This window comes from Enterobacter wuhouensis (genome assembly GCF_035835995.1).
GTDB lineage: Bacteria > Pseudomonadota > Gammaproteobacteria > Enterobacterales > Enterobacteriaceae > Enterobacter > Enterobacter wuhouensis.
In genome coordinates this window covers 3,383,434-3,403,249 of sequence record NZ_CP142124.1, presented here as the reverse complement: position 1 = coordinate 3,403,249, position 19,816 = coordinate 3,383,434, and the positions used below count along the sequence as shown (strand labels likewise).

18 protein-coding genes are annotated in these 19,816 nt (G+C 56.9%); 8 read left to right on the top strand and 10 right to left on the bottom strand.

What is annotated here, in order from left to right; translation table 11 throughout:
- Positions 1 to 2: 2 nt before the first annotated feature.
- The 3 genes from ppk1 to purM all read right to left on the bottom strand — a co-directional run bounded on the left by ppk1 (position 3) and on the right by purM (position 3,968).
- Complete coding sequence (ppk1, locus tag VPX56_RS16220) at positions 3 to 2,063, bottom strand: polyphosphate kinase 1 (protein ID WP_131635816.1); 2,061 nt, start codon at positions 2,061 to 2,063, stop codon at positions 3 to 5.
- A gap of 229 nt (positions 2,064 to 2,292) precedes the next feature.
- The gene (gene purN / locus VPX56_RS16215; RefSeq protein ID WP_131635815.1) at positions 2,293 to 2,934 is read right to left on the bottom strand and encodes a phosphoribosylglycinamide formyltransferase; all 642 of its coding nucleotides are present in this window, start codon (positions 2,932 to 2,934) and stop codon (positions 2,293 to 2,295) included.
- Complete coding sequence (purM, locus tag VPX56_RS16210; RefSeq protein ID WP_263609767.1) at positions 2,931 to 3,968, bottom strand: phosphoribosylformylglycinamidine cyclo-ligase; 1,038 nt, start codon at positions 3,966 to 3,968, stop codon at positions 2,931 to 2,933. Before purM ends, purN begins: the two co-directional genes overlap by 4 nt.
- A 265-nt stretch (positions 3,969 to 4,233) precedes the next feature.
- On the opposite strand from purM, the gene VPX56_RS16205 reads away from it, so the two are divergent.
- From VPX56_RS16205 to VPX56_RS16190, 4 genes are all read left to right on the top strand, one after another.
- Entirely contained in the window at positions 4,234 to 5,664 is a 1,431-nt protein-coding gene (locus tag VPX56_RS16205) for a 6-phospho-beta-glucosidase (RefSeq protein WP_326467631.1), read from the top strand.
- 217 nt (positions 5,665 to 5,881) lie between these two features.
- Entirely contained in the window at positions 5,882 to 6,508 is a 627-nt protein-coding gene (gene upp / locus VPX56_RS16200; protein ID WP_022648979.1) for a uracil phosphoribosyltransferase, read from the top strand.
- A gap of 86 nt (positions 6,509 to 6,594) precedes the next feature.
- Entirely contained in the window at positions 6,595 to 7,884 is a 1,290-nt protein-coding gene (gene uraA, locus VPX56_RS16195; RefSeq protein WP_326467628.1) for a uracil permease, read from the top strand.
- 96 nt (positions 7,885 to 7,980) lie between these two features.
- Complete coding sequence (locus VPX56_RS16190) at positions 7,981 to 8,682, top strand: DnaA inactivator Hda (protein WP_211438414.1); 702 nt, start codon at positions 7,981 to 7,983, stop codon at positions 8,680 to 8,682.
- A 79-nt stretch (positions 8,683 to 8,761) separates the two neighbouring features.
- Here VPX56_RS16190 and VPX56_RS16185 read toward each other — a convergent pair whose 3' ends face one another.
- Genes VPX56_RS16185 through celB form a run of 3 tightly spaced genes read right to left on the bottom strand, consistent with a single transcriptional unit; the run spans position 8,762 to position 12,459 of the window.
- Positions 8,762 to 10,180 (bottom strand): leucyl aminopeptidase family protein, encoded by a 1,419-nt coding sequence (locus VPX56_RS16185; RefSeq protein ID WP_326467626.1) that lies wholly within the window; start codon positions 10,178 to 10,180, stop codon positions 8,762 to 8,764.
- Positions 10,180 to 11,136: a glycosylasparaginase gene (locus VPX56_RS16180; RefSeq protein ID WP_326467624.1), complete on the bottom strand. Its 957-nt coding sequence runs from the start codon at positions 11,134 to 11,136 to the stop codon at positions 10,180 to 10,182. The genes VPX56_RS16185 and VPX56_RS16180 overlap by 1 nt, the downstream gene beginning before the upstream one ends.
- Before the next feature lie 3 nt (positions 11,137 to 11,139).
- The gene (gene celB / locus VPX56_RS16175; RefSeq protein ID WP_131634755.1) at positions 11,140 to 12,459 is read right to left on the bottom strand and encodes a PTS cellobiose transporter subunit IIC; all 1,320 of its coding nucleotides are present in this window, start codon (positions 12,457 to 12,459) and stop codon (positions 11,140 to 11,142) included.
- A 147-nt stretch (positions 12,460 to 12,606) separates the two neighbouring features.
- On the opposite strand from celB, the gene VPX56_RS16170 reads away from it, so the two are divergent.
- A complete protein-coding gene (locus tag VPX56_RS16170) occupies positions 12,607 to 13,431 on the top strand; it encodes an XRE family transcriptional regulator (protein WP_326467622.1) in 825 nt (274 codons plus the stop codon).
- Here VPX56_RS16170 and arsC read toward each other — a convergent pair.
- Complete coding sequence (gene arsC, locus VPX56_RS16165) at positions 13,428 to 13,784, bottom strand: arsenate reductase (glutaredoxin) (protein WP_326467620.1); 357 nt, start codon at positions 13,782 to 13,784, stop codon at positions 13,428 to 13,430. The genes VPX56_RS16170 and arsC overlap by 4 nt on opposite strands.
- Positions 13,785 to 13,797: 13 nt before the next feature.
- Entirely contained in the window at positions 13,798 to 15,261 is a 1,464-nt protein-coding gene (bepA, locus tag VPX56_RS16160; protein ID WP_131634758.1) for a beta-barrel assembly-enhancing protease, read from the bottom strand.
- Between the two features lie 220 nt (positions 15,262 to 15,481).
- Between bepA and VPX56_RS16155 the strand changes: the two genes are divergently transcribed.
- Positions 15,482 to 16,546, top strand: a complete 1,065-nt coding sequence (locus tag VPX56_RS16155) for an AI-2E family transporter (RefSeq protein WP_263609774.1) — start codon at positions 15,482 to 15,484, stop codon at positions 16,544 to 16,546.
- Positions 16,547 to 16,642: 96 nt separating this feature from the next.
- On the opposite strand, the gene bcp is transcribed toward VPX56_RS16155, so the two are convergent.
- Together bcp and VPX56_RS16145 are read right to left on the bottom strand one after the other, a co-directional pair.
- A complete protein-coding gene (gene bcp / locus VPX56_RS16150) occupies positions 16,643 to 17,113 on the bottom strand; it encodes a thioredoxin-dependent thiol peroxidase (RefSeq protein ID WP_131634760.1) in 471 nt (156 codons plus the stop codon).
- Positions 17,113 to 17,682: a glycine cleavage system transcriptional repressor gene (locus tag VPX56_RS16145; RefSeq protein ID WP_131634761.1), complete on the bottom strand. Its 570-nt coding sequence runs from the start codon at positions 17,680 to 17,682 to the stop codon at positions 17,113 to 17,115. The genes bcp and VPX56_RS16145 overlap by 1 nt, the downstream gene beginning before the upstream one ends.
- Before the next feature lie 145 nt (positions 17,683 to 17,827).
- On the opposite strand from VPX56_RS16145, the gene dapA reads away from it, so the two are divergent.
- Positions 17,828 to 18,706 carry a 4-hydroxy-tetrahydrodipicolinate synthase gene (gene dapA, locus VPX56_RS16140; RefSeq protein ID WP_263609775.1) on the top strand — a complete coding sequence of 293 codons (879 nt, stop codon included), beginning with the start codon at positions 17,828 to 17,830 and terminating at the stop codon, positions 18,704 to 18,706.
- 16 nt (positions 18,707 to 18,722) lie between these two features.
- Positions 18,723 to 19,757: an outer membrane protein assembly factor BamC gene (bamC, locus tag VPX56_RS16135; RefSeq protein WP_326467615.1), complete on the top strand. Its 1,035-nt coding sequence runs from the start codon at positions 18,723 to 18,725 to the stop codon at positions 19,755 to 19,757.
- Positions 19,758 to 19,816: the final 59 nt, after the last annotated feature.

Below are 19,816 nucleotides of genomic sequence, written 5' to 3'. Positions count from 1 at the left end.
GGTTAATCGGGTTGCTCGAGTGATTTGATATAGTCGTAAATCGCCAGCTGTGACCGCACTTTGCGGCGGTTGCCGCGCGGCACGTAGCGGTTACTGAGTTCTTTGTCGATATAGCGTGCTTTCACCGTATCGCTAAACAGTATTTCGATAATGTCCAGGATCCGCTGCTTCAGACGCGGGTCCAGCAGCGGGGTTGCAACTTCAATTCGGTAATCAATGTTGCGCGTCATCCAGTCTGCGGAAGAGAGATAAACCTGTTTATCGCCAGCGTTATCGAAAATATAGACCCGGTCATGCTCCAGATAGCGGTCAACGATGCTAATGACGCGAATATTGTCGCTGATGCCTTCCAGTTCGGGGATCAGCGAACACATGCCGCGGATCAGCAGGTTGACCGGCACGCCGGAGCCGGAAGCGGCATACAGCCTGTCTACCAGCCCTTTGTCGACCAGGTTGTTGAGCTTCAGGGTAATGCCGGAAGACAACCCTTTCTGAGCGTTGGCGATCTCTTTGTCGATCATATCGTACAGCAGGCGGCGTGAGTTCTGCGGCGACACCAGCAGATAGTCGAAGCTCACCGGACGATACGGATTCTCTATGAAGTTAAACACCCGACGCACTTCGTTGGTAATACGCGCATCGGCGGTCAGCAGCGAGTAGTCGGTATAGATGCGCGCGGTTTTCTCGTTAAAGTTCCCGGTACCGATGTGGGCGTAACGCACCACGTCGTCACCCTCCTTACGGGAGATCAGGAACAGCTTGGCGTGAATTTTCAGCCCCGGCGCGGAGAAGATCACGTGAACGCCGGCTTCGGTCAGGCGGCGCGCCCAGTGGATGTTGGCCTCTTCGTCAAAGCGCGCCTGCAGCTCAACCACCACGGTGACTTTCTTGCCGTTATGCGCCGCGTGGATCATCGCATCGATGATGCGGGAATCTTTTGCCACGCGGTAGATGTTGATTTTGATCGCCAGCACGTTCGGGTCGAACGAGGCCTGGCGCAGCAGCTCCAGCACGTGTTCAAACGTATGGTACGGATAGTAGAGCAGAACGTCGCGCTCGCGGATGGCGTCGAATCCGTTGCGGAACTTATCGAACCAGATATGGCGCAGGCGCGGCAGCGGTTTGTTCACCAGATTGGCCTTGCCGACGTTCGGGAAGCCAATAAAGTCCTTAAAGTTGTGGTAGCGCCCGCCGGGAATAATCGAATCGTAGCGGGAGATGGTCAGCTTATCGCGCAGCATTTCGACCATCGCGTCCGGCATATCGCGCTGATAGACGAAGCGCACCGGCTCAGCGGTCAGGCGCTGCTTGAGGCTGGACGACATCAGCTCCATCATGCTGGCTTCCATCTCGTGCACCAGGTCATATTCGGCGTCACGGGTCATCTTCATCGAGTAGGCGTTTAACGCGTCGTAGTCGAAAAAGCCTTTGAAAATGTCGTCCAGACAGTAGCGCAGAATGTTATCCAGCAGGATCATCGGCTTGCGGCGACGGGGCGTTTCCGGCGGCAGGTTCACAAAGCGCGGAACCTTATCGGACGGAATTTCCAGCAGCGCGTAGCTAATGTTCTCACCGCGAATGATTTCCACCGCCAGATAGGTGTAATCGTCCTTCAGGAACTGCACGAGGTCGGTTTCGCGGTTGATCAGAATAGGGGTGATGTGTTGGCGCAGGTAGTGTTTGAAGTAGTGGCGCAGCCAGGTCTGTTGGTTAACGGAGAGCTGGCGTTCGTTAATCAGGAAGATTTGGTTACGCGCCATTTCCAGCAGCAGCTCGTTGTAGAGGCCATCAAACTCCTGATCGGCTTTCATTACGCGAGACTGGATTTTTCCAAGCAGATGGCGCGAGTGGGAATTTAAACCCTGCTCTTCGCTGATGATGATCCGCCGCTTCAGTTCGGCAAAGCGAACCTTGTAGAATTCATCCAGGTTGTTGGAATAAATACCCAAAAAACGCATACGCTCAATCAGCGGGTTACTTTTGTCTGCCGCTTCCTGGAGTACACGCTCGTTAAATGCTAACCAGCTTAGCTCTTTCTCGATATATAACTTTTCCTGACCCATTACAGCTCACACTCCAGTTCAATCACAGGACGTGGTAAATCCGTCTCGTCCTTATTATGGCGAGCATTTCCACGATATGTCCAACAGTGCCAGAAAAGTATGACAGTTATTTTTTTTGTTGGGGATTTTAGAGGGTTGGAGAAGGGATTATCGGGTGGCGCTGCGCTTACCACGACCTACGGAACCGTAGGCCCGCGCAAGCGAAGCGCCGCCGGGCAATTCAAACAAACTACTCGTCAGCCGCATAGCCCTGCGGTGGAAGCTTAACGCCGTCCAGCCAGGCAGCGCCGTCGCGCATCTCAAGACGTCCGTCGACAAACCAGCTGACCACCAGCGGGTAAATGGCGTGCTCCTGAGCCTGCACGCGTTCGGTTACGTCGTCTTCGTTGTCGCCATCAAAGACCGGCACTTTCGCCTGCAGAATAACCGGGCCGCCGTCGAGCTCGTCGGTAACGAAATGCACGGAAGTACCGTGCTCTTCGTCGCCGTTTTCCAGTACCTGACGGTGGGTGTGCAGGCCGGGATATTTCGGCAGCAGGGAAGGGTGGATATTCAGCAGTCGACCGGCGTAGTGTTTGACAAATGCCGGGCTAAGAATACGCATATAGCCCGCCAGCACCACCACGTCCGGCGCGTAGGCATCAATTTCCAGAACCAACTCGCGGTCAAAGGCCTCACGCCCTGCGAACTGGCTGGCTTCCAGCGCGTGCGCGGGAATATTCGCTTCCCGCGCGCGCTCAAGGCCGAACGCGTCGGCCTTGTTGCTGAATACTGCCCGAATGGTGCCATTGATTTTCTTCTGCTTGCAGGCGTCTATGATTGCCTGCAAATTGCTTCCGTTGCCGGAAATGAGCACCACGATGTTTTTCATTCGATGACCACACGCTGTTCGGAATCGGAAGCTTTAATCGTACCGATTTTCCACGCGTTTTCACCTTTTTCATTCAGGAACTTAACCGCTTTGTCCGCTTCGTCTGCTGGCAGGGCAATCAGCATGCCCACGCCGCAGTTAAAGGTGCGGTACATTTCGTGAGAGCTGACGTTGCCCGCGGTCTGCAGCCAGTTGAAGACGGACGGCCACTGCCATGAGGATTCGTCGATCACTGCCTGGGTGTTGTCCGGCAGCACGCGCGGGATGTTTTCCCAGAAGCCGCCGCCGGTCAGGTGGGCAATAGCGTGAACGTCAACGTTCTCGATCAGCTCCAGAATATTTTTCACGTAGATGCGGGTAGGTGCCAGCAGGTGATCGGCCAGCGGTTTACCGTCAAGCTCGGTGGTCTGCGGGTCGCAGCCGCTCACTTCGAGGATTTTACGCACCAGGGAGTAGCCGTTGGAGTGCGGGCCGCTGGAGGCCAGCGCAACCAGCACATCGCCGTCAGCCACTTTGCTGCCGTCGATAATTTCTGATTTTTCTACCACGCCGACGCAGAAGCCTGCGACGTCATAATCTTCGCCGTGGTACATGCCCGGCATTTCAGCGGTTTCGCCGCCCACCAGCGCACAGCCGGACTGCAGGCAGCCTTCGGCGATACCGTTGATCACGCTGGCTGCGGTGTCCACGTCCAGCTTGCCGGTCGCATAGTAGTCGAGGAAGAACAGCGGCTCTGCGCCCTGGACCACCAGGTCATTCACGCACATCGCCACCAGATCGATACCGATCGTGTCGTGACGTTTAAGATCCATCGCCAGACGCAGCTTGGTGCCTACGCCGTCCGTACCCGAGACCAGAACAGGTTCACGATATTTTTGCGGCAGCGCGCACAGTGCGCCGAAGCCACCCAGACCACCCATCACTTCCGGGCGGCGGGTTTTTTTCACCACACCTTTGATTCGGTCAACCAGCGCATTACCTGCGTCAATATCAACACCGGCATCTTTGTAGCTGAGAGAAGTTTTGTTGGTCACGGCTTAAATCCCCACGCGATTGCATAGCTAGTAAGAAAAATCGGCGCAATTCTAACAGTCCAGGCAAACGTTTGCGAGCCTATTCTCGGCGCGCGTGTTTTTTTTCTTTCGCACGGACGCAGGCCGCCAAACTTGACTCCGTTCACGAAAATGAAACCGGTTTCGGTGAACTGCTTGCAACGCGAAGCCCCTTTACACATCATTGGACTGAAACCGGTTTCTGTAACTGTTTTTGCAGAAAATAACGCAGAATGAGGGAAAGCGAATGTCAGGATTTAAAGCAGGTTTTCTGTGGGGTGGTGCCGTTGCCGCGCATCAGCTCGAAGGCGGCTGGAAAGAGGGCGGAAAAGGCGTTAGCGTTGCCGACGTCATGACCGCCGGCGCGCACGGCGTGCCGCGTGAAATCACCAACGGCGTGCTGCAGGGGAAAAATTACCCTAATCACGAAGCCATCGACTTCTACCATCGCTATAAAGAAGACATCAAACTCTTTGCCGAGATGGGCTTCAAATGTTTCCGTACTTCTATTGCCTGGACGCGTATTTTCCCGAAGGGCGACGAGCTGGAGCCGAACGAGGCTGGCCTGAAATTCTATGACGATCTGTTCGACGAATGCCTGAAGCACGGTATCGAACCGGTTATTACCCTGTCCCACTTTGAGATGCCGTTCCACCTGGTCACCGAATACGGCGGCTGGCGCAACCGTAAGCTGATCGACTTCTTCGTGCGTTTCGCAAAAGTGGTGTTCCAGCGCTACCAGCACAAGGTGAAGTACTGGATGACCTTTAACGAGATCAATAACCAGGCTAACTTCCACGAAGACTTTGCCCCGTTCACCAACTCCGGGCTGAAGTACGCGCCGGGCGAAGACCGCGAGCCGGTGATGTTCCAGGCGGCGCACTACGAGCTGGTGGCCAGCGCCCTGGCGGTAAAAGCGGGGCGGGAGATTAACCCGTCGCTGCAGATCGGCTGCATGATCGCCATGTGCCCAATCTATCCGCTGACCTGCGCGCCGGACGACATGATGATGGCGATGAACGCCATGCACCGCCGCTACTGGTTCACCGACGTGCACGTGCGCGGCAAGTATCCGCAGCATCTGCTCAACTACTTCGAGCGTCGCGGCTTCGCGCTGGATATCACCGAAGAAGATAAAGCGGCGCTGATGCAGGGCTGCGTGGACTACATCGGGTTCAGCTACTATATGTCCTTCGCTACCAAGGCGACGCCGGACAACCCGCAGCTGGATTACGACGAGAGCAAGAGTCTGGTCTCTAACCCATACGTGCAGAAATCCGACTGGGGCTGGCAGATTGATCCGGTGGGGCTGCGCTACTCCCTCAACTGGTTCTGGGATCGCTACCAGCTGCCGCTGTTTATCGTTGAGAACGGCTTCGGCGCGATCGACGTGCAGGAGAGCGACGGCACGGTGAACGACCAGTACCGCATTGACTACCTCGCCGCGCACATCAGCGAGATGAAAAAAGCGGTGGTGGAAGACGGCGTTGACCTGATGGGCTATACGCCGTGGGGCTGTATCGACCTGGTCTCTGCCGGAACCGGCGAAATGAAAAAACGCTACGGGTTTATCTTTGTCGATAAAGACAACGAAGGGAACGGCACGCTGAACCGCAGCAAGAAGAAATCGTTCGACTGGTATAAGCAGGTGATTGCGAGCAACGGCGAGCAGCTATAATTGCCCGGTGGCGCTAACGCTTACCGGGCCTACGGGACGTGTAGGCCGGGTAAGCGTTAGCGCCACCCGGCAGAATCTCGCACCCAAGCCGGAGCCCAGCCTCCGGCTTTTTCATTTTTGATTGATGCACGTCAAGCAACATGGGTATGGCCTAATCCGAAAAAAGCGGTATAATCCCGCGATTTTTTTGCGGATGCCACCTCAGAGGAGAAAGAGAATGAAGATTGTGGAAGTGAAACACCCACTCGTTAAACACAAGTTGGGCCTGATGCGTGAGCATGACATCAGCACGAAGCGTTTTCGCGAACTGGCTTCTGAAGTGGGCAGCCTGCTGACCTACGAAGCGACCTCTGACCTCGAAACCGAAAAAGTGACCATCGAAGGCTGGAACGGCCCGGTACAGGTTGAGCAGATCAAAGGGAAGAAAATTACCGTAGTGCCAATTCTGCGTGCCGGTCTGGGCATGATGGAAGGCGTGCTGGAGCACGTGCCAAGCGCGCGTATCAGCGTAGTGGGTATCTACCGCAACGAAGAAACCCTTGAGCCAGTGCCTTACTTCCAGAAGCTGGTGTCCAACATCGACGAGCGCATGGCGCTGGTGGTTGACCCAATGCTGGCAACCGGCGGTTCTATGATCGCTACCATCGACCTGCTGAAGCAGGCGGGCTGCAGCAGCATTAAGGTGCTGGTTCTGGTGGCGGCACCGGAAGGTATCGCGGCGCTGGAAAAAGCGCACCCGGACGTTGAACTCTATACCGCGTCTGTCGACCAGGGGCTGAACGAGCACGGGTACATCATCCCGGGGCTTGGCGATGCCGGCGACAAGATTTTTGGTACTAAGTAATCGAATAACGATAAAGAAGCCGACTTTGATAGTCGGCTTTTTTTTGAATAAAACGCCAATAACAATACAACTCAGAGGAAAACACTATGACGCGCCGTGCTATCGGGGTGAGTGAAAGACCGCCACTTTTACAGACTATCCCGCTTAGTTTGCAGCACCTGTTCGCCATGTTTGGCGCAACCGTGCTGGTGCCAATCCTGTTTCACATTAACCCGGCCACCGTGCTGCTGTTCAACGGCGTCGGTACGCTGCTGTATCTCTTCATCTGTAAAGGTAAGATCCCGGCGTATCTGGGATCGAGCTTCGCCTTTATCTCACCGGTTCTGCTTCTGCTGCCGCTGGGTTACGAAGTCGCGCTGGGCGGCTTTATCATGTGCGGCGTGCTGTTCTGCCTGGTCTCCTTCATCGTGAAGAAAGCCGGTACGGGCTGGCTGGACGTGATGTTCCCGCCTGCGGCGATGGGCGCAATCGTTGCCGTCATCGGTCTTGAGCTGGCGGGCGTCGCGGCGAATATGGCTGGCCTGCTGCCTGCTGACGGCCAGTCACCGGATTCCAAAACCATTATCATCTCGCTGGTGACGCTGGGCGTGACGGTGTTTGGCTCCGTGCTGTTCCGCGGCTTTATGGCAATTATCCCGATCCTGATCGGCGTGCTGGCGGGCTACGCGCTCTCCTTCATGATGGGCGTGGTGGATACCACCCCGATTGCTCAGGCGCACTGGTTCGCGCTGCCAACCTTCTACACCCCGCGCTTCGAGTGGTTTGCCATCTTCACCATTCTGCCTGCGGCGCTGGTGGTGATTGCGGAGCACGTCGGCCACCTGGTGGTGACGGCGAATATCGTTAAGCGCGATTTAATCCGCGACCCGGGCCTTCACCGCTCCATGTTTGCCAACGGCTTCTCGACCATTATCTCCGGCTTCTTCGGCTCCACGCCAAACACCACCTACGGTGAGAATATCGGCGTAATGGCGATCACCCGCGTCTACAGCACCTGGGTTATCGGCGGGGCGGCAATCATCGCCATTCTGCTCTCCTGCGTCGGCAAGCTGGCTGCGGCGATTCAGATCATCCCGGTGCCGGTGATGGGCGGCGTTTCTCTGCTGCTCTACGGGGTGATCGGTGCCTCCGGTATCCGCGTGCTGATTGAATCCAAAGTGGATTACAGCAAGGCGCAGAACCTGATCCTGACCTCCGTTATCCTGATCATCGGCGTGAGCGGCGCGAAGGTGCACATCGGTGCCGCTGAGCTGAAGGGCATGGCGCTGGCGACCATCGTTGGCGTGGGCCTGAGCCTGATCTTCAAGCTGATTTCCGTTCTGCGCCCTGAAGAAGAAATTCTGGACGCGGACGACAGCGAAAAAGCACCACATTGATCGAAAAGTCGGGCGAGGGATCGCCCGGTTCTCTCCTTGCTGGTTCCGTGTTAAACTCCATTCCGATTTTACGTAGGATCTCTGGTTGAGGTATTTCTGAACGGACCGGCACAGCTCTCTCTGCCACTTTATCTTCCTGACGACGAAACTTTCGCGAGTTTCTGGCCGGGCGATAACCCCTCTTTACTGGCTGCACTGCAAAACGTGCTGCGCCAGGATCACAGCGGATACATCTATATCTGGTCACGCGAAGGCGCGGGGCGCAGCCACCTGCTGCATGCCGCCTGCGCGGAGCTTTCAGCGCGCGGTGACGCGGTAGGCTACGTGCCGCTGGATAAGCGTACCTGGTTTGTGCCCGAGGTGCTGGAGGGAATGGAACACCTCTCGCTGGTCTGCATCGATAATATCGAATGCGTGGCGGGGGATGAGCCGTGGGAAATGGCGATCTTTAACCTCTACAACCGAATTCTGGAATCGGGCAAAACCCGGCTGCTGATCACCGGCGATCGTCCCCCGCGCCAGCTCAACCTGGGGCTGCCGGATCTGGCGTCTCGTCTGGACTGGGGGCAAATCTACAAGCTGCAGCCGCTGTCGGATGAAGACAAGCTTCAGGCGCTACAGCTGCGCGCAAAGCAGCGTGGGTTTGAGCTGCCGGAGGACGTGGGCCGTTTCCTGCTTAAACGACTGGATCGCGAAATGCGCACCCTGTTCGACACGCTCGATCAGCTCGATCGCGCCTCCATTACCGCCCAGCGCAAGCTGACCATCCCGTTTGTGAAAGATATTCTTAAGCTTTGAGTTTTTTTGCCCGGTGGCGGCTTTGCCTTACCGGGCCTACGAAAACCCGTCATACCTTGTAGGCGCAGCCGCCACCCGGCTAAAGATCTCCCATTAGATGCTCAACCAGCAGTGGAATCGGCCTTCCCGACGCCACGCTCCGTCCGTTTTCTCGCCACAGCGCCGTACCGCTAATATCCAGATGCGCCCACGGAACAGTTGGCGGGCAGAAGTGGTGCAGCAGCCACGCCGCCGAGGCGCTAATCGCCGCATTGTTGGTCGGCGTGTTGCACAGGTCGGCAATCGCGCTGTCGGTCTGCTTTTTCAGCCGCGCGTCCAGCGGCAGGGACCACACTTCATCGCCGCTCTGCTTACCCGCCAGCGTCAAAGCCGCGCGCAGCGGCTCATCCTGCGTCATTAACCCGCTCAGCTCATACCCCAGCGCCTTCACCACCGCACCGGTTAAGGTCGCTATATCAATAATATATTGAGCCTGTGGGTGCCGCTGGCTGGCCCAGGCGATGGCGTCCGCCAGCACCAGCCGCCCTTCGGCATCGGTGTTGTTGATTTCAACCGTAGTGCCGTTGCAGGCCGTAGCCACCGTGCCGGGCTGCATGGCGTCCGGCCCGATGGCGTTTTCCGCCAGCGCCAGCACGCCCATGATGCGCACGGGAAGCTCCAGTTCTGCGACGGTCAGCATCAATCCCAGCACGTTAGCCGCGCCGCACATATCGTATTTCATGGTGTACATGCCCGCGCCTTCCTTCAGCCACAGGCCGCCGGTATCAAAGGTAATGCCTTTGCCGACATAGCAGCGCACCGGGCCGTCGCTGGCACCGTCATAATGAATCGCCAGCAGGCGCGGCGGACAGGTCGCCCCTTTGCCGACGGCGTGCAGCAGCCCAAGTCCCTGCTCAACGATTTGCTTTTCATCCAGCACCTCACACCGCAGGGCAGGGCTGGCGGCACACCGTTTTTGCGCCTCTTCCACCATAAACTGCGGCGTGCAGCGGTCGGACGGGATATCCGCCAGACGTCGCGCCGCGACCATGCCGTGGGCGATGGCCTGCTGCTGGCGGAAAATAATCGCCAGCCGGTCCTGCTGTTCGGGTAAGCAGAGCGCCGTGATGCGCTCAAGACGGGCCGTGTCACTGGTTTTCTTCAACTGCAAATCGCTCAGCCGGTGCGCCTGATTAAAGAGAAAACGCAGCACCTGCGCCAGCACCACGTCGTCGATATCAGTCACGTCCAGTATCAGCTCGGGGCTGACGGGCGAGGCCAGCAGCGGGCGCAGCGCCGTCAGTAATCCTTCGGTCAGGCTATCCTGCCAGAGGGCGTCGGGCAGCAGGGTGATTCGGGCAAACGGGGCACAGCCAAAGCGGGTATCCGCGATGCCGTCAGACTCGCGCATTTCTGCGACAAGCGCATTTTGCGGCAGAAGGTGACTGCTCGCGCGGGCAATCAAGTGGCTCTGCGGCTTCGCGTCAGAAAGCGCGGTGATAAACTGATAGGTAATCATTATTGCTCCTCAATCGGCGCGCGGATCCGCGCGGCATAGGCCTGCATCCATTCGTCATCCACGGCCTGGTAATGCGTTTTCTCCCGCAGGCGCTCGGTACGATAAACGGTGAGGGGCTGGCGAGCCGACGCCACCACGAACGAAAATGTTTTGATGTTGGTGGCAGCACCAAATTCGCCCCTGTTGTTCATGCACACCACGGAGAGATCGCCCACGCGACCAAAGCGCGACATCAGCCTGTCCTCCAGTTCGAACACCACGGAGTCTGCCGCCTGCTGCGGCGTCATGCCCTGCGCCATTCGGCGGACGATTTCATAGCTGGTGCAGCCCTTCATCAGGTCTTCACCGACGCCCGTGGCGGTGGCGGCACCGGTTTCGCTGTCGCAGTAAAAGCCGGAGCCGATAATCGGCGAGTCACCGATGCGGCCGCGCTTTTTCATAAACAGGCCGCTGGTGGAGGTGGCGACGCTCATCGAACCCTGTTTATCGAGGCCGATAATGCCGACGGTGTCGTGCCCGTCGTAGGGGCTTAAGCCCTTATCCAGCGTTTCGCGGCAGCGTTTTCGGTAGTGCTGCATGGCGCGGTCGGTGAGCATGGCTTTATCGGCAAAGCCCTGGCTCAGCGCCCATTCGCGCGCGCCCTGGCCGACCAGCAGGCTGTTGTAGCGCTGACGGCTGAGCGCGTGCGCCACGCGCACCGGATTGGCGATATCCACCAGATTGCCTACCGCGCCAAACGCCAGCGTGTCGCCATCCATATAGGCGGCGTCCAGCTCCACCTCGCCGTTTTCGGTGGGCAGGCCGCCGTAGCCGACGGATTTATAGAAAGGAAAGTCCTCGACGGCAGCCACGGCATCAACCACCGCCGGCGCGACCGGTTTGCCCGCAGCCAGCGCAGACGCAGACTCCGTTACGCCCTCAAGCGCCATTCGCCAGGTTGCGATAATTCCCCACATGCTTTACTCCTGTTTTGCAAGGGTGGTGTCGGTTTGCGTAACGCTGGCAACTTCCGCCGCGCGGTACTGTTTATCCAGGATACGCATGAAAGGCAGATACAGCATGGCGCCGATCAGCAGGTTGAGAAGCTGCATGACGCTGCCGCTCAGGTGTCCGGTGACGATAAAGCCGCTGATCACCGGCGGCAGCGTCCACGGAATAAATACCCCGGTGGTCACGGCAACCGCGCCAATCTTCATTGCGGCATACTGCACGGTAACCAGCACCAGCGGCACCAGGTTGAACGGGATAAGCATGATCGGGTTCATGATCACCGGCAGGCCAAACAGAATCGGCTCGTTGATGTTGAATACCGATGCCCCCGCGCCGAGGCGCGCCACTTCACGCATGTTTTTGCTGCGGGCGAAAATCAGCATCGCAATCACCAGCGACAGCGTTGCGCCCGCGCCGCCCATCCAGATCATGTCAAAAAACTGTTCGGTGATGATGTGCGGCGGCGTCGTGCCTGCCTGAATGGCGGCGATGTTGTCCGTCTGGTTCTCCATCCACAGCGGGCGAATGATGCCGTTGATCATCGAGCCGGAGTTAATGCCCACTGACCACAAAATGGTGATGCTAAAGACCGTCATCAGCGCGCCAAAGTAGGAGGTGCCATAGTGGCGCACCGGCGTGGCGACGACCTCATAGATAAACTGGTGAATGGTGTTGTAGTGGGTGTTTTCAAAGACGATGCGGATACCCAGCACCAGAATCATCACCAGCAGGGCCGGGATCAGCGCGGCGAACGACTCCTGCACCGCCGGGGGCACGCCGTCCGGCATTTTGATCACCAGCTTTTTGCGCTTCAGCCAGCAGAACAGCTCCGTCCAGATCAGCGAGCCAATCATCGCCACGAACAGCCCTTTGCTGCCGATCCACTCCACCGGCATCACGGTGATGCCGCCGTTTTCCGCCACCTTAATAAACGGAGTCAGGATCAGAAACGCAACCAGCGCCAGAATGCCGCAGGAGATGCGGTCTTCCCCGTAGTGCTCCGCCAGGCGAAACGCCACCAGGAAGCTGATAAACAGCGACATGGTGGAGAACACCGCGTTAAACGGAATTTCGATAATGGCGCTCCAGCTCTCACCAAAGGCCTGAGACATAAACTGCTGATAGGTTTGATTCGGGAACGACGAGATCACCAGCAGAATAGAGCCGACGATGATAAACGGCATGAATGACACGTAGGCACCGCGAATGGCGCCCAGATGACGCTGCTGGGCCGTTTTGGCCGCCAGCGGCATCAGTTTTGCTTCTAGAAATCCCAGAACATTGTTCATTGTGAACTCCGTACAAGATTGAGGGGTGTTGTTTGTGTTATGTCTGGGGATTATCAGTGAAGCGTGGCGAACGAAAGGTGAAATCGGTCACAAAGCATTCGCTGATGTGATATAAATCTCACAAGATTGGTTTCGGGGATTCATGCGATGGAAATTAAGCTGCACGCTAATGCCACTACGACGCCACGTATTCGTCGCTACCTTCAGCAGTCTGATAAAAGCGACCGGGAGCTGGCCGTTGAGTTAGGGATCTCGGTCACCACCGTCAGGCGCTGGCGCAACCGCGAGCAGGTTTCTGATAACCAGACTACGCCGAAGGTGATACACAAAGCGATGAGACAGGAGCAGATCGCTCTGGTGAACGCCCTGCGCGACATGCTGGGCGCGCCGCTGGACGAGCTGCTGCTGCTGGTGAACGAGGTGCTGGGCATCCCGGTTTCCCGGGCAACGCTGAATCGCTATCTTAAACCTGTCTCCGCAAAACCCAAGGACGCGGGCCCGCAGGGGAAACAGGCGCTGAAGGCGGGCATCGTGCCGCATAAGCTGGTTCTGCATCATCAGCCCCTGTCGCTGCACATGGACGATGGCGGGGAGCAGCACCTGCTGTGGGCGCGTGAGCCGGTAAGCGGCTGGTGCTACGCCCGGCTTTACGCGGGACTCTCGCCCCAGCTGCTTACCCACTGGACGCAGGCGCTGCTTGAGGCTTGCCCGGCTGATATACAATCCGTTGAGACTTTCGGCTTTCAGCTGGAGCTTCCGGCGCAGGACGTCGAGGTAAAAATACGGTCGCAAAAGCACGGCGCGGTGCAGGTCACGGTGCCCTTACACGACGTTATTCCGCAGGTAAAAACGACCCCTGTCGGGGAACTGCTGGTTCAGCTGTGTGAATTTTACAACCGGGGAAAAGCGCAGAAAAAACTGGGAGACAGCACGCCGCAGGCCTTTCTGGAAGGGCTGCGGCGTAAAGATTAGATAATGTCCAGCACGTCTTCCGGCGGGCGACCAATGCGTGCCTTGCCGTTGGCGACCACAATCGGGCGCTCAATCAGCTTTGGATTTTCAACCATCGCCTGAATCAGCTGCTCCTCGGTAAGATGCGCATCGTCCAGATTCAGCGACTTATACAGATCCTCTTTCTGGCGCATTAGCTCGCGCGCGCTGCCCATCTCCAGCATGTTCAGCAGGTGGCGGATCGTCTTCGCGTCCGGTGGCGTTTCCAGATACAGCACCACCTCCGGATCGACGCCGTTAGACTTCAGCAGGCTGAGGGTGTCGCGGCTCTTGGAGCTGCGGGGGTTATGGTAGATTTTTACCGCGTCTGTCATGACATCTCCTTGATTACATCTTCTCGTACGGCTTGAAGCGCTGCTGCAGCCCGCGCAGCTGATCGATACGCGCATCGTAACGCGCCTGCTGCAGGCTGCCGAGCTTGACCTGCGAACTGGCGCTGCTCAGCATAGATATGGCCTGGTCAAGACGCCCGACCAGCGCAAAGCCTTCGGCGCGCGCCGCAAGCTCCTGGTCGCGATTGCCCAGCTGGGCCTCGGCCTGAGCAAGCAGATCCCAGCCGTTTTGATCGTCTTTATTGTTAAAGGTGTAGCGGTTCAGGATGGTCGCCGCTTCGCCCGGCTGACCGCCCTGCAGGTAAGCATTCGCCAGGTTGAGCTGCAGCACCGGGTTGGTACGCACGTCTTTTGCCCCTTTCAGACGGTTGATGGCGTCGGTGGCTTTTTTCTGCCCCAGATCGATATCGGTTGAAAGGTCGAGATACCACGGATTGTTAGGATCGGCGGCCAGCAGCGGCTGCAGCGTTTTACGCGCCTCGTCGTATTTACTGGCCTCCATCGCCTGCAGCGCCTGCCCGTACTGCGCGGCATTTTTCTCACGCACGTTGCCCTTTGCCAGCGCGTCCAGCAGGTCGCTGGTGAGCTGGTTACGCCCGGAGTTATACATTCCCAGCGTTCTGACTTTCGCCATATAGAAATCCTGCGACGACTGGACTACCACCGGACGCATCTGGTTGGCGCGGTTACGGGCATCCGACAGGCGGCTTTCCGGCAGCGGGTGCGTCAGCAGAATTTCGGGTGGACGCGTCGAATAACGTGCCTGATCCAGCAGTTTTTCGAGGAAGCTCGGCATCGCCTGCGGATCAAAGCCCGAGCGCTGGAGCACCTGGATACCGATGCGGTCCGCTTCCTGCTCGTTTTGCTGCGTGAAGCTGATCATGCCCTGACGCGTTCCCGCCAGCGTACCGGTCAGTGCCGCCATCCCGGCCTGCGGGCTGGCCATCGCCAGCAGAATGGAGCCGAGTGCGCCCACCCAGGTGAGCGGGGCGTTACGCTTTTGGTCTTCCATTGCGCGCGCCAGGTGGCGCTGGGTGACGTGAGAAATTTCGTGCGCCATCACCGACGCCAGCTGGCTTTCGTTGTCGGAGTAGCGGAATAACGCCGAATGCAGCACCACGTTGCCGCCAAAGAAGGCGAAGGCGTTGATTTCGTCGTTATTGATTAAATAGAAGTGGAAGGGCGTTTTCACCGAGTCGGCGTGGGCAACCAGGCGCATCCCCAGGCCGTTAATATACTGCACCAGCAAGGGGTCATTGATCAGCGGGGCGCTGCCGCGCAGCTGGCGGACATAGTAATCACCCATCTGCATCTCTTGCCCAATAGAGAGCGTGCTTCCTGCCGTGGTCCCCATATCCGGCAATGAATCGGACGAGTCAGCAAAAGCAGGCATGACCTGACCGACCGCCATTGCGGCAATCAGCGTTGCAACCAGTGTTTTTCTCAACTGCCTGAACATAACCACTGTCCTGTATTTTGGATGTGCTAATTTGACCGATGAACCGTCTTATCGTTCATCTCCACTGCTCTGCGAGTGTAGCCGTGTTGTCGCATGAAGAAAATCCCATTCATCAGGGTTTTGCGAATCGTTACAGTGATACAAAAAGGAAAGTCTTTTTTGTGACAGTTCGATACAATTCACATTCTCACTCCCGCCATCCGATTCAGGGAAGGGTTGTATGCTCGAAATGTTAATGCAGTGGTATCGGCGTCGTTTTAGCGACCCGGAGGCCATTGCTCTACTGGTTATTCTGCTTGCCGGGTTCGGTATTCTTTTCTTCTTTAGCGGCCTGCTGGCCCCCCTGCTGGTGGCGATTGTGCTGGCGTATCTGCTGGAATGGCCCACGGCACGTCTGGAAAATATCGGCTGTTCCCGCCGCTGGGCGACCAGCATCGTGCTGGTGCTGTTTGTCGGCATATTATTGCTGATGTCATTTGTGGTGATGCCCATCGCCTGGCAGCAGGGGATCTACCTCATCCGCGATATGCCCGGCATGTTGAACAAGCTGTCTGATTTCGCCGCCACGCTGCCGCGTCGTTATCCGGCCCTGATGGATGCCGGGATCATTGATGCGATGGCTGAAAATATGCGCGCCCGCATCATGACGATGGGCGACTCGGTGGTGAAATACTCTCTGGCCTCGCTGGTCGGGCTGCTGACGCTGGCGGTTTATCTCGTACTCGTCCCGCTCATGGTATTTTTCCTGGTTAAGGATAAAGACCAGATGCTGAACGCCGTCAGGCGCATTTTGCCGCGCAATCGCGGGCTGGCTGGGCAGGTATGGGAAGAGATGAACCAGCAGATCACCAACTACATTCGCGGCAAAGTGCTTGAGATGATTGTGGTGGGCGTGGCGACCTGGATTGGCTTCCTGATCTTCGGCCTGAACTATTCGCTGCTGCTGGCGGTGCTGGTGGGGCTTTCCGTGCTCATTCCGTATATCGGCGCCTTCGTGGTGACTATTCCGGTAGTGGGCGTCGCGCTGTTCCAGTTTGGCCTCGGCACCGAGTTCTGGAGCTGTTTCGCGGTCTACCTGATTATTCAGGGACTTGACGGTAACCTGCTGGTGCCGGTGCTGTTCTCGGAAGCGGTAAACCTGCACCCGCTGGTGATTATCTTATCCGTGGTGATTTTCGGCGGTCTGTGGGGATTCTGGGGCGTGTTCTTTGCGATTCCGCTGGCGACGCTGATTAAAGCGGTCGTGCATGCATGGCCGGATGTGCCGGCAGTAGAAGAGAAGTAGTTTTTGTGCGGCCTGATGCCCTCACCCCGACCCTCTCCCACGGGGAGAGGGGGAAAACACTAAAAACGGCAACCTGGGTTGCCGTTTTGCTGTTTATCAAGCACTCTCTTTCAACCACTTCAACACCACGTCGTGGTGATTGCTGGTTTTGAAATCATCAAATACGTGCTCAACTTTACCGTTAGCGTCGATCAAGAAGCTGATACGGTGGATGCCGTCATAGGTCTTGCCCATAAAGGACTTCTCGCCCCAGACGCCAAACTGCTCGCAAACCTGGTGGTCTTCATCGGAAAGGAGGGTGAAATTCAGGACCTCTTTTTCCGCAAATCGTGACAGCTTCTCTGGTTTATCGGTGCTGATACCCAGCACTTCCACACCGACTTTTTTCAACTCGTCCATGTTGTCGCGTAAGCCGCAGGCCTGTACGGTACAGCCCGGGGTCATGGCTTTCGGGTAGAAATAGACCAGAACGCGCTGTCCCTGGAAGTCGGTCAAATTTACTTGCTCGCCGTCTTGATCCGGTAAGCTAAATTTCGGTGCGATGTCACCGGCTTTCAGTGGATTCATTACTCAACTCCATCCTGTTCGTGCTGCGAATAATTGACGACGCTTATACTGCCCTGCGCGTGTAATTCTGTACAGAGGGCTTTGAACGCTTGCTCAATATTTGATGCATCCTGCGAGGCAGGACTGTGCGCGGTAATTTGAATAAACAGCACCGGAAGATTGTTGCTATCGCTGGTCTGCGTGCGGGAAACCAGTTCGGCAATGTTCATCTGATGGCTGTCAAAAAGCGCGGTAAAGCGCTCAATCAGATGGGGGGAATCAGGCACTTCAACCTGCACCCAGACGGTTGCGGGCATTGCCGGACGTGGGCGCGCGTTGGTGCGCTTCATCACAATCAGTAAATCCAGCTCGGCGCCTTTCAGCGGCAGGGTCGATTCAATCAGCGTAATGGCGTTCCATGTCCCGGAAAGCAGCATAATAAACGTGAACTCTTCGCCCAGCATCGCCAGACGACTGTCTTCGATATTACAGCCGCAGCTGCTGACGTGACGGGTGATGGTGTTCACAATACCCGGCCTGTCGGCACCCAGCGCAGTGATAACCAGGTAATGTTGTGATGAGGTTGTCAAACCTGTTCTTCCTTTGCTTGGTTAAGTCTTCCTAAGGAAAGCATAAAAAAAACATGCATACAACCGCCTGAGAGCCTCAGGTCGCTTGCTTTTATTACAGTTCCAAACGTAACATTGAGACTCTTGTTCGCACAGAGGATGGCCCATGTTCACGGGAAGTATTGTCGCGCTTGTTACACCGATGGATGAAAAAGGTAACGTCTGCCGGTCCAGCATGAAAAAGCTGATTGATTACCATGTCGCCAATGGAACCTCGGCGATCGTTTCGGTAGGGACTACCGGTGAATCTGCAACGCTGAGCCACGAAGAGCACGGCGATGTGGTTATGTTGACCCTCGAACTGGCTGACGGGCGTATCCCGGTCATCGCAGGTACGGGTGCGAACGCAACCGCAGAGGCTATTAGCCTGACCCAACGTTTTAACGACAGCGGCATCGTGGGCTGTCTGACGGTGACCCCTTACTACAACCGTCCTACTCAGGAAGGTCTGTTCCAGCATTTCAAAGCCATCGCTGAACATACTGACTTGCCGCAAATTCTGTATAATGTGCCGTCCCGTACCGGTTGCGATATGCTGCCGGAAACCGTTGGCCGTCTCTCGAAAGTAAAAAATATTATCGCGATTAAAGAGGCAACGGGGAACTTAAGCCGCGTTCATCAGATCAAAGAGCTGGTTTCAGACGACTTTATTCTGCTGAGCGGCGACGATGCGACCGCGCTGGACTTTATGCAGCTCGGTGGTCACGGTGTGATTTCCGTAACGGCGAACGTTGCGGCCCGCGATATGGCGGAAATGTGTAAACTGGCGGCTGCGGGTCACTTTGATGACGCTCGCGTGGTCAATCAGCGTCTGATGCCATTGCACAATAAATTATTTGTCGAACCCAATCCGATCCCAGTGAAATGGGCATGTAAGGAGTTGGGACTTGTAGCAACCGACACGCTGCGTCTGCCAATGACACCGATTACCGACCACGGTCGTGACATCGTTGCTGGCGCGCTGAAGCATGCCGGTTTGCTGTAAAGTTTAGGGAGATTTGATGGCTTATTCAGTACAGAAGTCGCGCCTGGCGAAGGTTGCGGGTGTTTCGCTTGTTATGCTGCTCGCTGCCTGTAGTTCAGACTCGCGCTACAAGCGCCAGGTGAGCGGTGATGAATCCTATCTGGATGCCGCGCCGCTTGCTGAACTTCACGCACCTGCCGGCATGATCCTGCCGATTCAGAACGGCGATTATAATATCCCCGTGACGAACGGCAGCGGTCTGGTAGGAAAAGCGCTCGATATTCGTCCACCGGCTCAGCCGCTGGCGCTGGTGAGCGGGGCGCGTACCCAGTTCGCCGGTGATACGGCATCGCTGCTGGTTGAAAATGGCCGTAACAGCACGCTGTGGCCGCAGGTGGTGAGCGTCATTCAGTCGAAGAACTACACGATCGATAAACGCGATGACGCCAGCCAGACCTTAACCACGGACTGGATTGAATGGAACCGTCTGGATGAAGATCAGCAGTACCGCGGTCGTTATCAAGTCTCCGTGAAACCACAGGGCTATCAGCAGGCGGTAACCGTTAAGCTGCTGAACCTGGAGCAGGCGGGTAAACCGGTTGCTGATGCGGCGTCCATGCAGCGTTACAGCACCGAAATGCTGAACGTGATTGCCGCTGGTCTTGATAAGAACGCCACCGACGCCGCGAATGCTGCGCAGGGCCGCAGCGGTTCTACCTTCGACGTGCAGAGCGCCGCAGATGATACCGGTCTGCCAATGCTGGTCGTGCGTGCGCCGTTTAACCAGACCTGGCAGCGCCTGCCGGCGACGCTGGAAAAAGTGGGCATGAAGGTTACCGACAGCACGCGTTCAACGGGCAGCATGACGGCAACGTACAAGCCGCTGTCTGACAGCGCCTGGCAGGAACTGGGAGCACGCGATCCACAGCTGGCTTCTGGTGACTATAAAATCCAGGTCGGCGATCTCGATAACCGCAGTAGCTTGCAGTTTATCGACCCGAAAGGTCACACGCTGACCCAGTCGCAGAACGATGCGCTGGTCGCCGTCTTCCAGGCGGCATTCAGCAAATAAATATGAGGGCTGGTTAATCCAGCCCTTTTTATTTTCGTGCCACGCAAACGTGTGCGTGG

What these genes read in the sequence shown, in the direction of transcription:
- ppk1 (WP_131635816.1), bottom strand. Translation starts at nt 2,063, where the DNA reads ATGGGTCAGGAAAAGTTATATATCGAGAAAGAGCTAAGCTGGTTAGCA.
- purN (WP_131635815.1), bottom strand. Translation starts at nt 2,934, where the DNA reads ATGAAAAACATCGTGGTGCTCATTTCCGGCAACGGAAGCAATTTGCAG.
- VPX56_RS16205 (WP_326467631.1), top strand. Translation starts at nt 4,234, where the DNA reads ATGTCAGGATTTAAAGCAGGTTTTCTGTGGGGTGGTGCCGTTGCCGCG.
- upp (WP_022648979.1), top strand. Translation starts at nt 5,882, where the DNA reads ATGAAGATTGTGGAAGTGAAACACCCACTCGTTAAACACAAGTTGGGC.
- uraA (WP_326467628.1), top strand. Translation starts at nt 6,595, where the DNA reads ATGACGCGCCGTGCTATCGGGGTGAGTGAAAGACCGCCACTTTTACAG.
- VPX56_RS16185 (WP_326467626.1), bottom strand. Translation starts at nt 10,180, where the DNA reads ATGATTACCTATCAGTTTATCACCGCGCTTTCTGACGCGAAGCCGCAG.
- VPX56_RS16180 (WP_326467624.1), bottom strand. Translation starts at nt 11,136, where the DNA reads ATGTGGGGAATTATCGCAACCTGGCGAATGGCGCTTGAGGGCGTAACG.
- celB (WP_131634755.1), bottom strand. Translation starts at nt 12,459, where the DNA reads ATGAACAATGTTCTGGGATTTCTAGAAGCAAAACTGATGCCGCTGGCG.
- VPX56_RS16170 (WP_326467622.1), top strand. Translation starts at nt 12,607, where the DNA reads ATGGAAATTAAGCTGCACGCTAATGCCACTACGACGCCACGTATTCGT.
- arsC (WP_326467620.1), bottom strand. Translation starts at nt 13,784, where the DNA reads ATGACAGACGCGGTAAAAATCTACCATAACCCCCGCAGCTCCAAGAGC.
- bepA (WP_131634758.1), bottom strand. Translation starts at nt 15,261, where the DNA reads ATGTTCAGGCAGTTGAGAAAAACACTGGTTGCAACGCTGATTGCCGCA.
- VPX56_RS16155 (WP_263609774.1), top strand. Translation starts at nt 15,482, where the DNA reads ATGCTCGAAATGTTAATGCAGTGGTATCGGCGTCGTTTTAGCGACCCG.
- bcp (WP_131634760.1), bottom strand. Translation starts at nt 17,113, where the DNA reads ATGAATCCACTGAAAGCCGGTGACATCGCACCGAAATTTAGCTTACCG.
- dapA (WP_263609775.1), top strand. Translation starts at nt 17,828, where the DNA reads ATGTTCACGGGAAGTATTGTCGCGCTTGTTACACCGATGGATGAAAAA.
- bamC (WP_326467615.1), top strand. Translation starts at nt 18,723, where the DNA reads ATGGCTTATTCAGTACAGAAGTCGCGCCTGGCGAAGGTTGCGGGTGTT.